The following is a 13,353-nucleotide window of genomic DNA, read 5'->3' as shown; positions in this document are numbered from 1 at the left end:
ACTACAAGGGGCAGGAGACTTCCAGCCTGGCCGGCGCGCTCGGCCCGCAGGTGCACATGAGGCCCGCTCCGCGGTATCCCGCGGTCGATTCCGGGACGCTCTCAGAGTGGCAGCCCCGCAGCGACACGGAACCCGCCGTCGACTACTCCCTGGTCCACCCCGATGATGTCGTGGGTATCGTCGAGAGCAGGCCGCAGGAGGTTCTCTGGCGGTTTTCGGACGACGATCCCGGGACGGTGTTCCTCGAAGGATTCCGGGCCGACGATCCAGAGCACCTCGCTGAGATCACCGAAGGGGTCCGTGACAACCGCGAGGCGCAGTACGTATCCACCACCAGGGACTCGGAACTCTCGTATCGGAGCAGGCGTTACCGCTTCCGGATCGACCTGGGCCTGAACCATGACTGGACCGGGGTCGACTTCACCGAGGCCATCGGGCCCGATGCCGTCGTCAGCGTCTACGACCGGGAGCTCGACCGTACCGGCACATGGAACGACGAGACGTGGTCGGTCAACTGGCGTCCAGGTGGCCGCGACGAGCACACCGTCCGGGAGCCGGACCTCTTTACGACCAGCGAGCCTCTCCCGATGGAGGGCGCCGAGCAGGACCTCGACCGCGAACGGGCTATTTTCGAACAGATGCTCGGGGTGCACTATCACGCCGACCCGGCAGCGCACACGGCCGCCCGGGCGGCCGTGGTCCGGCTGCGCGAGGTGCTGCGCGCGGCGTATCCCGAGCGGACCGAGGAGGTGCTGGACGCGGCTTTCTTCACGGAGGACCCGACGAGCGCGGGACAGATCGGTCTCCCCAGGGACACGTCCGCCACCGCATGGCTGGACGAGCTGATCGACCACGGTCCGGTGCGCGGTCTCATGACGGCCTTCTTCAGCGGCATGGGCAAGAGGGCGCTGTACGAGCAGGACGCCGACGTACCGTCGCTGACCGGAGTGCTGAAGTCTGTCCTGGTACCGCCGCGGGCGGCGGACACCGGTCCGCTGTCCGCGGCGAGCCTGGACCGGGTCGCACAGCTCGGTCTCAACGGGCCCGCGCTGGAGACCTATGCGGCGTTCCTGCACGGCGGCGACCGCGCGGCGCTCGGTGAGCGCACCAGGCAGGACCCCCGGACAAGGACGCAGGCGTACCTCTTCACCTCTGACGATCCCTTCGCCTTGGGCAACCTGGCCGCCCACCGCACGAGGGACACCCTCAAGGACCCGATGGAGCTGGTCCACAGCCAGCTGTCGCGTATCGCGCAGTCGGAGGACCTCCGCAGCTCGGGTCCCAGGAAGAAGGCGTCGCGCGACTACACCTACCTGGGAACGCCCCTCAGTGAGCGCGAACGGACCTTCCTCGCCCGGGCGGACCGTCCCCTGTCGCTCGTCGGGTTCGCCGTCGAGGAAGTACCGCTCGACAGCCTGGAGTTCGACCCGGAGACCGGAGAACCGGTGGTCGCGGGGATACTGCGACGCCCCGGCGTGTTGACGGTCGAGGTGCGGCGCCGGCCCGTACTTGGCGATGCGGCCTCCCCACAGCACGGACGGGAGGCAGGCGGACAGATCTCTGCGAATGCCGCAGGGCCGGTCGACAGGGTTCTCGCCATCGTCCGGGCCCCGGTGACCGCGCGGAACCTGCGCGCCTCCAATCACCCCTCCGAAGGAGAGCAGGGCCCGCAGCACCCCCTGCAATGGGTCGAAGGGACGACGTACTTCGACCTGGACGAGACTTCCCCGTGGTACCGGGAGTGGCATGACACCAGAGGCATGCCCGCGGTCGCGGGTATCTCCGGAACCGCGCTGCGCATGCTGCGCGCCTTCCAGTGGCTCGGCCTGCCGGAAACCGAGGTCGCCGACTTCCGCAAGGCCCTGATGGGGTGGATGCTGCCGGGCCAGGACCACTCGCTGTTCGAGATCCTGCGTGGCTCCTACTTCGCCGACACGACGTCGCCGGAGGAGGATGCGGCGCTGAACGCCGGTATCACCCAGCTCTACAGGGTCCCCGGGCTGGTTCCCCCGCATCTGACACCGCCCGGTGCGCATGTCGTGACCGAGTCCGCCGATGTGCCGAAGGGCCTGGACGGTTTGGATGCCGTGCGGAACGACGCTGTGGCCGGTGCGCGGGAAGAGGCCGGCGACGGCACGCTCGCACATGCTCAGCTGCGGGGCTCTGGCGAAGTGCGGACCGACCGGTGGATTCCCTTCGGTTCCCGGACCGGTGAGCGGGTCGGCGTCGGGGCGTTCGAGTTCTCGGTGTCCGCGGACGGTAAGCCGACCGGTGTACGGCGGCCCGCCGGTTCGGGTGAGCGAACCGAGGTCGGTTACGGATGGGTCTGGCAGCGGGGTGGCTCGCCGGTCGATGACGTCGTGCTGCTGACACGGCGGGTGCATCTGTCAGCGGCGGAGGTCGGCCCGGCCGAGCTCTCGGCCCTGCGCGGCAATCTCGCGGAAGCACTGGAGGAGGTGATCAACAGGCCGCGCTACCGGTTGCCGGCATTCCAGCCCGACCAGGTGCAGGTGTTCGGCCCCAAGCTGCCCGGTCCGCTGCTGCGGGTGGAGCTGGAGTTCGTCGAGGTGCCCGACACGGCACATACGACGGTGCGGGTGAGCGCGGGCCTGCCGGGGCCGGGACGTGCCATGGTCCAGGGCTTGTGGTTCACGGGCGTGCATGCGGCGGCGTATGTGCACGAGATCGTCCATGGCCTCGGGGTCCGGGACGACCGGGCCGATCCGCGTATGCTCCTGACCCCCGGCGGGCGGGGCGAGCAGGCGTTGGCCGAGGGCGAGTCGAGTTTGATGGGCCCCTTCGAGGACCGTTCGGGCCCACCGCGCTTCGTTCTCACCCCCGATCATCTCCAGCAGATTACCGACGTTCTCGCGCCGTATGTCCACGCGGGCGGGCAGATCGAAGCCGGCCCGACACGGGACCAAGCGGTGCCCCAGGACCGGGATACCGCTGGAGAGCTGCGGGCGGAAACGGAACCCCCGGTCCAATACCTCCTGATTCACCCGGCTGACATCGAGTACCTCGTCGAGAGCCGTCCGGGGGAAACTCTCTGGCGTTTCTCGAACCAGGCGCCGGAGACCGTCTTCGCGCAAGGTTTCCGTGCGGATGACGTCAGCCAGATCGCGGATCTTGAGACGTGGTCCCTCGATAACCCTGTTGCCCAGTTCGTCTCCACCACCAGGGATGCCGAGCTTGGGTTCGGTCGGCGTTTCCGCTACCGGATAGACGCGGCCCGCAACGGCGATCCGACCGGTGCGGACATCAACGCGACTCTCAAGGCACGGGGCGTCCTCGCGCGCGAAAACGAGAAGGAGGTGGCCTTCACCCGGGTCGTGGACCGTGAGGCCGTCATCAGTGTCTACGACAGGAATCTGGACCGCACCGGTATCTGGGATCAGGAGACCGAGACCGTCGCCTGGCGTCCCGGTGGCCGCTACGACTGGGCGGAGGAGGAGACCACCGTCGACAGCTCGCCCGCCGTCGACTACGCCATGGTCCACCCGGACGACGCCGACTTCCTCGTGGAGAGCGACCCCGATGAAACCCTGTGGCGCTTCTCGGGGACGGCTCCGGAGAAGATCTTCGCCGAGGGATTCCGTGCGACTAACACCTCGAATCGCGTGACCGTGCACCATTGGGCTCGGGACAATCCAGATTCTCCGTACGTCGCCACGACCCGCAACCGTGACCTCTGGTTGCGGATTCCATACCGCTACGAGATCAAGGCAGCACGGAATCCCGACCCGACCGGCGTCGACGTCATCGCCACCCTCGACAGGCGGCAACTGGACGTCCCGTACCCCCAGGAGCAAGAGGTTGCCTTCACCGGCGGTATCAGTCCGCGGGCGATTGTTCGGGTTTACTTCAAGTTCGGAGACCGGACGGGCGTGTGGGACGCGGACACGCGGCAGGTTATCTGGACGCCCGGTGACACGAACGCCCCGGCCGCGCTCGCCGCCGCCGAGAAGGAGAGCGCGGCTGGTGACGGGCGGCTCGACGTAGGGGAGGAACAGCCGCGCGAACAGCAGCAGGACCAGCCGCAGGACCAGCGGCAGGAGCAGTCGCTGGGACAGCGGCAGGGGCCAAATCGGGTGGCGCCGCGCCCGCTGCCCACGTCCGCCTCGGGCCTCGGAGCGGAGAGCGGGAGTGGTTTTGCCGATCGTCCGGGCAACGCGGGGACGGGGAATAGAGCGGGAACGCCGGTCGCGCGCGGCGGCCCGGAAGCGGACCCGGCACGTCCGGCCGGTAGCGGCGGGTCCGTTCGTGTCGGCGACGACGTGCCCCGCGAGGCCCGGGACATGACCGGTCTTGGACCGCGCCCGGCGGGCGAGCCGGGGGATCGGCGTCCCGCCCTCGTCGAAGGGGACCGGCGAGCCGGGGAGTTCGCCCCCGCGCGGGCGGAGGCGCACACGGCCTCCCAGGCGGCCCAGGTCCGGCCCGTGCCAGCAATCCGACCGGATGGTGACATTGCCGCGCGGGCGGGGCGGACGCTTGAACAGGACCAGCATTTCCGGGCGTTCCTGGACACCGCTCTGCGGGGTCTCCCGCACCGCACGGACACGGTGGCCGAGGTCCGGCCGGACACCCTGGCGGCGGCCTACGCGCAGCTGCCGCCCCGGGACCAGGACCTGTCGCGGCCCGCGCAGCTGGCCCCGCGGATCGCGGAACTCCTTACCTACGGCCGGATCCCGGGCCTGCCCGGGGGCACCCCAGCACCCTCCCACCGGCCCGAGCAAAGCCCACGGGAAGAAAGCGACAGCGACAGCTCTCTCTTCGGCAGAGATGAGGAATCGCCCGGCCCGTCCGCCCACAGCCTCGCGCTGCCCACCCGTGCCACGGCCGGAGCAGGACCCGTCGTCGGCCCGGACGGCACAGCGGCATTCCGCGCATCGGTAGACACCTACCGCGCCGGACCATGGCCACAACTGCCACCCGCCCAGGGCCCGGTCCCCTGGGGCGACACAGAACAGGCCGGAGACGCACCGCCCTGGGCCGCCGCCCACGAAGGCCCCACCCTCTCACCCGCCCAGCGCACCCTCCTCTTCACCCAACTGGCCGGCCTGGAAACCCCCCCACCCCTGGGCGCCGTCCACCAGCACATCACCGCCACCACACACCTCTCCCTCACCCCCGCCGCGCTCCACCGCCTCCACCATGAGTACATCCAGTGGCACCAGCTCCACGGCGCGATCAGCGGATGGTCCTACGACGACATCCTTACCGCCTACACCCAGTACCGGAACGCATCCGACGGAAATCCCCCCCACCCCTCAGCGGATCTCACCTGGCCCCTCAATGGACACGCCCGGCCCCTGCCCCTCGGAGAACTCATCACCAAAATCCGCGAAGGGAAAACCACCGGAAAAAACCTCCACCACCTCATCGCCCGCCTCGAAGAACAAGGAGCCAGCTCAGGAAGAAAGTGGAAGGATGAAGATTTCCTGGCCGCCCTCCGCCAGTACAAGAAAGAAAATGAAAATTGGAAAACGGAACTCGGCCAGAAAAGGAAAGGAACGTTCAGGGGCGAAGATTTTCCTATCGGCAAAATCCTGTCCAACATTCGGAGCGGCCATCGGACAGTTTCGCCTGACTTCCTGAAACAAATAAAAGACGAAGGCATCGGAGAACTGGATAACGCAAAAACTAAAAAAACCACCGCAGAATCATGGAAGGACGGAGAACTCCTGGCCGCCCTCCTCCAGCACAAGAAAGAAAATGAAAAAGGCTCTGGCCGGCCGCGGAAAATTGCGTGGGAGAACGAAGATATCCTGGCCGCCCTCCTTCAGCACCAGAAAGAAACTGGATGGGCCGGCGAGAAAGTTTCACCGGAAATGGAAATATCGTTCAAGGACAGAGTTTTTTCGATCGGCCAGATCCTGTACGAAATCGGGCGCGGTCGTCGGAAATTGCCGCCTAACATCCGAGAACAGCTGGAGAGCGCAGGCATCAACCTGGAGAAGGTGAAGCGGGGGGGTAGCAAGAGTGCGGCGAAAAAAACCAGGGAATCATGGAAGAACGAAGAATTCCTGGCCGCCCTCCTCCAGCACAAGGAAAATGGATGGATAGCCCCGGAACTCGCCAGGACCATAAAAATACCATTCAACGGAAGAAAAGTTCCGATCGGCCGGCTCCTGTACGACATCCGGCACGGTGGCCGGGGGGTTTCGTTGGAAATCCTGGACGTGCTAAAAAAAGAAGGCATCGGAAAACTGCAAAATGCAAAGGTGAGGGTGGAGCGGGAGGGTGGCAAGAGTGCGGCGGTGGGGGCCGGAGATTCTGTCCGGCCGAGGAAAAGGCCGCGGGGTGGGCAGCCCGACGTGGTGCCACCGCCAGATCAGCCGCCGACTGCCAAACCCAGCAAGCCGAGGAAAAGGCCGCGGCGTGGGGAGCCCGACGCGGTGCGTGGGCAGCCCGACGCGGTGCGTGGGGAGGCCGACGCGGTGCTACCTCCCACTCAGTCGCCGACCAATGTCTCGTTGCCGGGTGAGAATCCGGACCCGGCCGGGGGACCGGACCTGACCGGTGATCTGGATCCGACCGGGATTCCGGAGCTGGACCTGGCCGGGATTCCCGACTGGGCCGGCGGCTCCTGGTTTCCGAACCTGGACAGTGACCAGGGTATGGCCGGTGGTCCGGACCTAGCCGGGGGCTCCTGGGACTTCGGTGGGTTTCCGGGCCTGGATCCGGCCGGTGGCTCCTCGGATTCCGGCGGGTTTCCGGGCCTGGACCTGACCGGTGGTGGCCTGGGCCTGACTGAGGTGCCACCGGAGCTCCTGGACTGGATTCTGGCGTGGGACGCGGCCGGTACGCTCACCGACCCGCAGGCCCAGACACTGCAGGAGCGCGGCCTCCGTGCGGTCGATGTCCCCCATGACGGTGACTGCTTCTTCCACGCGCTGCTGCGGTCCGGGGTCCTCCGTGATGGCGTCACCGCCGGGGATGTCCGCAGCGTTCTGGCCAGGGAACTCAGCGCTGACCTGGAACGGTCGCCGCAGGTGCTGTGGCCGCAGCTGGACGCCCAGGGGCAGAGTGGGACCGCCGCGGACCAGTTCCCCTCCCTCACCAACGGTATGACCCCCCAGGAAAACGACGTCTACCGGGCCCTGCTGGGCGAGGGCCCCGCCGACCGGAACGACATCCTGACCGGGGTCACCGCAAGCTGGTCCAACACGGACCGCAACAGGATCATCGCTTCCCTGGAAACATCCGGTGTCTACGACGACGCGTCCGGCGACATCGCCCCTCTGGCGGCCGCCTGGATCTACGGCCTCCGCATCAACGTGATCACCCCCGAAGGCTTCCTGTACACCATCGGCCCCGACAACGGCCGTGTAATCACCCTGATCCGACAGGACCGCAGTTCCGGCCTTCCCCACGACCACTGGCTCGCCACCGAGGAGTCATCCGCTTTCCCGACATGATCCTGTGGCCCGGACCCAGTGGGCACAGACCCGGGTCGGCGCCCTTGGGCAGCTGATCTCCCTGTCCGGTATGACTATGCGTAGCTCGGTTTGGTCAGCTCGACGAACGAACAGCACATCGTGTACATAGCGTCACCCTCCACAAAGCCAGCACCAGAACCCCAGGACGTCGCCAAAGCCAGGCTAAGCTAAGACGTCGTTTCTTATGGGGTTGTTGCTCGTTGAACCGTGCATGAAGGATCTGGTTGAGCGGTTGGCGCCGGGTGAGTTGTGGGTTCTGTTCCGGCGAGTGGTGCCGCCCACTGAAGTGAAGCGTCCGCAGGGCGGGGGCCGACGTCGGGCCGGTGACCGTGAGGTTCTGGCTGCGGTCATCTTCGTGGCCACCTCGGGTTGTACGTGGCGGCAGCTCCCGCCGGTTTTCGGCCCGGCCTGGCAGACCGTCTACCGGAGGTTCGCTCAGTGGAGCCGGGACCGGGTCTGGGCCCGGCTCCACCGCGTGGTCCTGGACGAACTCGGTGCCCGGGGCGAGCTGGACTGGTCGCGGTGCGCGATCGACTCTGTCAGCGTCCGGGCGGCAAAAGGGGGTTGCTGACGGGACCGAATCCGACCGACCGTGGCAAGTTGGGATCGAAGATCCACCTGGTCACCGACCGGAACGGACTGCCGCTGTCGCTGGGCATCTCCGGTGCCAACATGCACGACAGTCAGGGCCTGGAACCGCTCGTGCGCGGGATCCCGCCCATCCGGTCCCGCCGCGGACCCCGCCGCAGGCGACCGGCCAAGCTGCACGCGGACAAGGGCTACGACTACGACCACCTGCGTCGATGGCTCCGCAAACGCGACATCCGCCACCGGATCGCCCGCAAGGGCATCGAGTCCTCCACCCGGCTCGGCCGCCACCGCTGGGCCGTCGAGCGAACGGTGTCCTGGCTCACCGGCTGCCGACGCCTGCACCGTCGATATGAACGCAAGCCCGAGCACTTCCTAGCCTTCGTCGGCATAGCCGCAACCCTCATCTGCCACCGCCGACTCACCAAGTGAAACGACCTCTGAGGGTGTCGGAGGGCAGCGCGCCGAACCGCTCGCGATAGGAACGGGCGAACCTGCCGAGATTCGTGAAGCCCCACTCATACGCGATGTCGGACACCGTGCCGACTCCGGCCTGCAGATCCTCGTGCGCCCGATCGAGGCGGACACCGCGCAGATACTGCATCGGGCTCATTTGAAGGTTTTTCTGGAAGGCGTACTGCAGTCCACGGAGGCTGAGGCCGGCCTGTTCGGCGAGGTCGGAGAGCGTGAATTCCCGCTCCGGTGAGGCCTCGATGACGTCTATGACGCTGTTCAGGGCCCGTGGCAGAACGCTTTCCGTGGGATCAGCCCAGAGCGCGTCGCTGTAGGAGTGCCTCTGGGCCAGCAGTAACCCCGAGATGAGGCTGCGCTCCAGGGTCTCGATGTGCCTGGCCGCCGCCGGTGTACGGGCACAGCCGCTGTCGATGAAGGTGAGGAGGCCGGAGAGGAGGGAAACCCAGCCGCTGCCCGCGCCCTTGTTCAAGGGTAAGCCCAGACGGAAGTCGATGGGCCGCGGTACGGGGTGGCCGAGTAGACTCGCCAGCTCCCTCTCCACCTGATGCCGGTCGAACTTGATGCACAGCTGTGCGGCGTCGGCCTCCCAGCAAGGCAGGTACGTATGCCGGTGGGGGGAGAAGACCACGGCCGTCGACGGGGTGGCTGTCGCGCTCTGGGTCCCGCACTGCGAGGCGACGCGGCCCTGAAGCGGCACGTTGACGTGATAGCCGGTCAGGTCGCCCGGATCGACGCTGGCCGACGCCCCGAAACGCACGTATCCGATGGTGACGTAGGAAAGGCGGACCACGGCCAACCGGGGAGCGCGTAGGCAGGGGGCATGTTCCAGGGGCTCGACCCGGGCCGGATAGTAGTGACTGTTGAGGACGTCACGGAAGAGTCCGAAGTCCGGGTCAGTGATCTCGTTTGGCATGTGGTGCAGAGCGCTGCCGATGAGAGCGGGCCTCGGTCGGTCGACCGAGTCGAGGCGCGTCTGGACGGCGAATTCGGAATCCCAGTCCATCACCGACTCCTCTCGTTCTCGCCGGGCTCTCACACGGCGAGTCGCGACCGTAGCTCCACCACCTGTCCGACAACCCACGCTATCAGTGCGCCAAGTGTCCTGGTCGCTGCGCGAATCGACTCCCGGCATCGGGCATCGGCTCCTAACGTTCGAGCCACCTTGAACCGAACTGAGCAGGGAGCCGCTGTGACCGATATTTCAAATTCCCCCGTCAGCGTGGGATCCGTAGCCGCCCAGCACAACCCCCCCGTCGCGATCGACTCCGATCTGGTGCGCCGGGCGTCCGAGCTGGTGCCGCTCATCCGGGAGCGAGCCGAGCAGACGTCACAGGCTCGCCGTGTCGTCCCGGATGTGGTGAAGGCCCTGGAGGAGGCCGGGCTCTTCAAGCTGTTCGTGCCCAAGCGGTACGACGGTCACCAGGCGAACATGACCACGACCGTTCAGACGATCGCCGAGATCGCCCGCGGTGACGGCTCCACCGCGTGGGCCGTGTCGCTGCTGAACGTGTGCACATGGTTCGCCACTACCTTCTCCCAAGCGGCGCAAGACGATGTGTTCGGGGCCAATACCGACGCGAAGGTCTGCGGCATCTTCACCCCCGGCAGCAAAGCCGAACGCGTCGACGGCGGCTACCTCGTGAGCGGCCGCTGGCCGTATGCCTCCGGATCCTTCGCGGCCGACTGGGGCACCCTCGGCGTCGCCCTCGACATCCCGGAGGGCGAGGACCCGCGGGCTCTCGCGCTGATCCCGGCCGAGGCCTGGACGATCGAACCGACCTGGTTCGTGGCCGGCATGAAGGGCTCCGGCAGCGACACCATCGTGGTGGAGGACCACTTCGTCCCCGACCACCGCATCCAACGCTTCCTCGACATGCGGGAAGCCCGCTACCTCACCCCTCACACGGACGACCAGAACTCCCACATGGCGTTCATCGCCGTCGCTGCGCTCATCCTCGTCGCCCCACAGCTTGGCCTGGCCCGCCACGCCTTGGAGCGGACTCGCGCCAAGCTTCCCGACAAGCCGCTCACCTACACCACCTACCGGACCGCCCGGACGTCACCGACCCACCAGCTCGGAGTCGCCACCGCGGCAACCAAGTTCCACCAGGCCGAGCTGCTGATGCGGCAGGCCTGCCTGGACATCGACGCCGCCGCCGCCGCACGCACCCTACCGGCGATGGAAGTGCGCGGCCGGCTCCGCAACGACACGGGCATCATCGCCGAACTCGTCAAGGACGGCATCGACCTGCTGATGACCGCAAACGGCGCCGGCTCCTTCGCCGATGCCAACGCACTCAGCCGCATCTGGCAGGACGCCGAGATCGCAGGACGCCACGCCTACGTCAGCCCGGAAGCCGGCAAGGAGGCCTACGGCAAGCTCCTGCTCGGCGACGACGAACCCACGATGGACCTGTGACATGAACGCGAACACCATGAACGGGACCACGCTCGCGAACCCCACCGATGCCGCCCAGCTGCGCCACGTGCTCAGCCACGTACCCACCAGCGTCACCATCGTCACCGCCCTGTCCCGCGGGCTGCCCGTCGGCGTCACCGTGGGATCCTTCAGCTCCGTCTCGCTCGCCCCGCCCCTGGTGAACTTCTTCATCGACCGGTCGTCGACGACTTGGCCCAAGCTGAACGAGTCGAGCACTTTCACCGTGAACGTCCTCGGCATGGACCACGCCCACCTGTGCCAGTCCTTCTCCCGCCGCGGAGCGGACCGTTTCGAGGGTGTCGACTGGGAACCGTCCCCATCCGGCAATCCCGTGCTCGGCAAAGCAATCGCCGCCCTCGACTGCAGCCGGTACAAGATCGAGATCCTCGGCGACCACATTCAGGTGGTGGGCCTGGTCGAATCCATGCAGCTCCAGAACGCCGATCTGCCCCTTGTCATCTACCGCGGCAACTTCCTGCGGTTCGGGTGCGGTGCGGCGAGCAGCAAGTATGCGGGAGAGACATGATCTACGAACACGCACGAATCACCATCGACCCCTCGAATGCCGAGAAGTTCGAGAAGGCCATTCCGGCGGGCCGCGAGGCACTTCTGAGCGCCCCGGGATGCTGTGAGGTCTCCTTCCGGCGAAGCATCGACCGGCCCGGCGTCTTCTTCCTGAAGGTCGGCTGGGACAGCATCGCCGATCATCTGGAGGTCTTTCCCACGACACCGCAGGCAGCACGACTCGCGGACGCCATCGCGCACTTTTGGAGCCGGGAGTGATCCACTTCGACGGTGAGGAGATCTGAGACATGACTGCTCGGACGACCTCACTCGTTACACCGGACGCTCCCGTCGCGGCCTGCGACCGTCTACTGGAGGAGGTCCTCGGCTTTTTCGAGCACACCCCCGAACCACGAGCACGCCAGGTACTCCAGGCACTCGTGCGGCACTCCCACGCCTTCCTGCGCGAGGTACGTCCCACCCTGGACGAGTGGTCGTACGCCGTCGACTTAAGTCGGTCGTGGACCACGGCAAGCAGGTGGGCATCGATGTGGAGATCGTGGAGCGCAATCCGGCCGATACCGGGTTCGTCCCGCAGGCCAAGTGGTGGGTCGTGGAGCAGACGAACGGGATCTTGATGCTGTACCGGCGCCTGGTCCGCGACAACGAACACCGCCCGGCTTCTTCCGTCTCCCGGGTGTACTGGGCGATGAGCGATGTGATGGCCCGTCGTCTGACCGGCACCTCCACCCCCACCTGGCGCGGCGCATGAACGGCGGACAGACCCTCGGAGCGCTGCTGGCGAGGCTGGAGGAGCGCCAGGTGCAGATCGCCGCGCAGGCCGGGACCGCCCGCGCCAAGATCGCGGAACTGACCGCGCTGCTGGGCGAGCTCGACCGGCACGCCGAGCACCTGACGATCGACTCTGCTGCGCAATTCGTTGCGGGGGTGAGGTCAGGTCAGCGGTGATCGTCGGTGGGTCGCTTTCCTGTCGTGCGGCCGTGGAGGCGGTACGGATGTCGATGAGGCCGGTGGGGCTGCCGGAGATCCCGGAGCAGACGGTGGTGGTGGCTCGGGCGGCGTTCCCGAAGGGGAGTCTGGCGATACGGGTGCGTGACCGGCTTGCGGAGGTCTTCGTCGATGAGCCGTTCGGGGTGCGTGGGGCTCCGGGCCTGTCACCTGGGGTGTTGTCGCTGGTGACGGTGTTGCAGTTCGCCGAGGACCTGACCGATCGGCAGGCCGCGGTGATGGCGGTACGGGCCATCGACCGTGTGATGTGGGCCTGGTGGGGCAGTTGTGGACGCGGAGGCTGATCGGTGACCTGATCGCGAAGCTGTACCGGGTGCGGCTGACCGAACCGGGGGTGGGTAAGTACCTGAAGCGGTGGGGGCTTTCCTTCCAGCGTCCCGACAAGCGGGCCGTGGAACAGGACCCCGAAGCGGTGCGGCGCTGGCATGAGGAGACCTGGCCGGCGATCCGGACGAAGGCGAGGGCCGAGGGCGGCGAGGTCCTCTTCGCCGACCAGGTCGGCGTCCGTTCCGACCAGGTCACCGGCCGGACCTGGGGCGAGAAGGGGCGCACCCCGATCGTGCGGCGCACGGGCAACCAGTTCTGGGTGAACGCGGTGTCCGCGATCAGCACCAAGGGCACGGCGTTGATCAGGGCTTGAAGTTCGGGTGGCGGGGTGCGTTGCTCCAGGCTCGCCAGCAGCGTTGGAGGGTGGTCCAGGGGTCGAGCCAGGCCCGGACGGCGCGAATCGCCTGCGGCCAGCTTGCTGGCTGGGGCTGGTGGGGTTTGCATGGGCCCCCTCTCAGCCGGTTCGGCCGGTGTGGCAGCCGGCGGGGCCGCTGGGGCGACGATGGGTTCCGGGTCCGGAGGCTGAGTGAACCAGGTGTCCCAGCAGAA

General features: G+C 67.2%; 8 protein-coding genes and 3 pseudogenes. 10 read left to right on the top strand and 1 reads right to left on the bottom strand.

Annotated elements, in window-relative coordinates:
• The first annotated feature begins 56 nt into the window (after positions 1 to 56).
• Entirely contained in the window at positions 57 to 7,421 is a 7,365-nt protein-coding gene (locus ACGFU7_RS46065) for a hypothetical protein (protein WP_393704602.1), read from the top strand.
• 232 nt (positions 7,422 to 7,653) lie between these two features.
• A protein-coding gene (locus ACGFU7_RS46060) for an IS5 family transposase (RefSeq protein ID WP_393704600.1) occupies positions 7,654 to 8,462 on the top strand; the annotation gives its coding sequence in 2 pieces (ribosomal slippage) (positions 7,654 to 8,008 and positions 8,008 to 8,462; 810 coding nt in all).
• Here the strand turns inward: ACGFU7_RS46060 and ACGFU7_RS46055 are convergent.
• Positions 8,452 to 9,507, bottom strand: coding sequence for an AraC family transcriptional regulator (locus ACGFU7_RS46055; RefSeq protein ID WP_393704599.1), 1,056 nt, complete (start codon positions 9,505 to 9,507; stop codon positions 8,452 to 8,454). The two genes, ACGFU7_RS46060 and ACGFU7_RS46055, sit on opposite strands and share 11 nt — an antisense overlap.
• A 186-nt stretch (positions 9,508 to 9,693) precedes the next feature.
• Here ACGFU7_RS46055 and ACGFU7_RS46050 point away from each other — a divergent pair, with 186 nt between their 5' ends.
• From ACGFU7_RS46050 to ACGFU7_RS46015, 8 genes and pseudogenes are all read left to right on the top strand, one after another.
• A complete protein-coding gene (locus ACGFU7_RS46050; protein WP_393704597.1) occupies positions 9,694 to 10,923 on the top strand; it encodes an acyl-CoA dehydrogenase family protein in 1,230 nt (409 codons plus the stop codon).
• A 1-nt stretch (position 10,924) separates the two neighbouring features.
• On the top strand, positions 10,925 to 11,470 hold the full coding sequence (locus tag ACGFU7_RS46045; RefSeq protein WP_393704595.1) for a flavin reductase family protein: 546 nt from the start codon (positions 10,925 to 10,927) through the stop codon (positions 11,468 to 11,470).
• Complete coding sequence (locus ACGFU7_RS46040; RefSeq protein WP_393704593.1) at positions 11,467 to 11,727, top strand: antibiotic biosynthesis monooxygenase family protein; 261 nt, start codon at positions 11,467 to 11,469, stop codon at positions 11,725 to 11,727. Before ACGFU7_RS46045 ends, ACGFU7_RS46040 begins: the two co-directional genes overlap by 4 nt.
• A gap of 29 nt (positions 11,728 to 11,756) precedes the next feature.
• A pseudogene (locus ACGFU7_RS46035) lies at positions 11,757 to 11,912 on the top strand (hydroxyquinol 1,2-dioxygenase); the annotation flags it as partial.
• A 26-nt stretch (positions 11,913 to 11,938) separates the two neighbouring features.
• Positions 11,939 to 12,220, top strand: coding sequence for a hypothetical protein (locus ACGFU7_RS46030; RefSeq protein ID WP_393704604.1), 282 nt, complete (start codon positions 11,939 to 11,941; stop codon positions 12,218 to 12,220).
• Positions 12,217 to 12,417 carry a hypothetical protein gene (locus ACGFU7_RS46025; protein WP_393704591.1) on the top strand — a complete coding sequence of 67 codons (201 nt, stop codon included), beginning with the start codon at positions 12,217 to 12,219 and terminating at the stop codon, positions 12,415 to 12,417. Before ACGFU7_RS46030 ends, ACGFU7_RS46025 begins: the two co-directional genes overlap by 4 nt.
• 47 nt (positions 12,418 to 12,464) lie before the next feature.
• A pseudogene (locus ACGFU7_RS46020) lies at positions 12,465 to 12,710 on the top strand (IS5/IS1182 family transposase); the annotation flags it as partial.
• Positions 12,710 to 13,096 (top strand): annotated as a pseudogene (locus tag ACGFU7_RS46015) (winged helix-turn-helix domain-containing protein); the annotation flags it as partial. The pseudogenes ACGFU7_RS46020 and ACGFU7_RS46015, both read left to right, overlap by 1 nt.
• Positions 13,097 to 13,353 lie beyond the last annotated feature (257 nt).

This window comes from Streptomyces sp. NPDC048473, from assembly GCF_043200155.1.
GTDB lineage: Bacteria > Actinomycetota > Actinomycetes > Streptomycetales > Streptomycetaceae > Streptomyces.
The sequence above is the reverse complement of the archived record's forward strand: the minus strand, read 5'-3'. Positions and strand labels throughout refer to the sequence as shown.

Excerpts from the sequence above, each read along its gene's own strand:
- ACGFU7_RS46065 (WP_393704602.1), top strand. The coding sequence starts at position 57 with ATGAGGCCCGCTCCGCGGTATCCCGCGGTCGATTCCGGGACGCTCTCA.
- ACGFU7_RS46040 (WP_393704593.1), top strand. The coding sequence starts at position 11,467 with ATGATCTACGAACACGCACGAATCACCATCGACCCCTCGAATGCCGAG.
- ACGFU7_RS46025 (WP_393704591.1), top strand. The coding sequence starts at position 12,217 with ATGAACGGCGGACAGACCCTCGGAGCGCTGCTGGCGAGGCTGGAGGAG.
- ACGFU7_RS46055 (WP_393704599.1), bottom strand. The coding sequence starts at position 9,507 with ATGGACTGGGATTCCGAATTCGCCGTCCAGACGCGCCTCGACTCGGTC.
- ACGFU7_RS46045 (WP_393704595.1), top strand. The coding sequence starts at position 10,925 with ATGAACGCGAACACCATGAACGGGACCACGCTCGCGAACCCCACCGAT.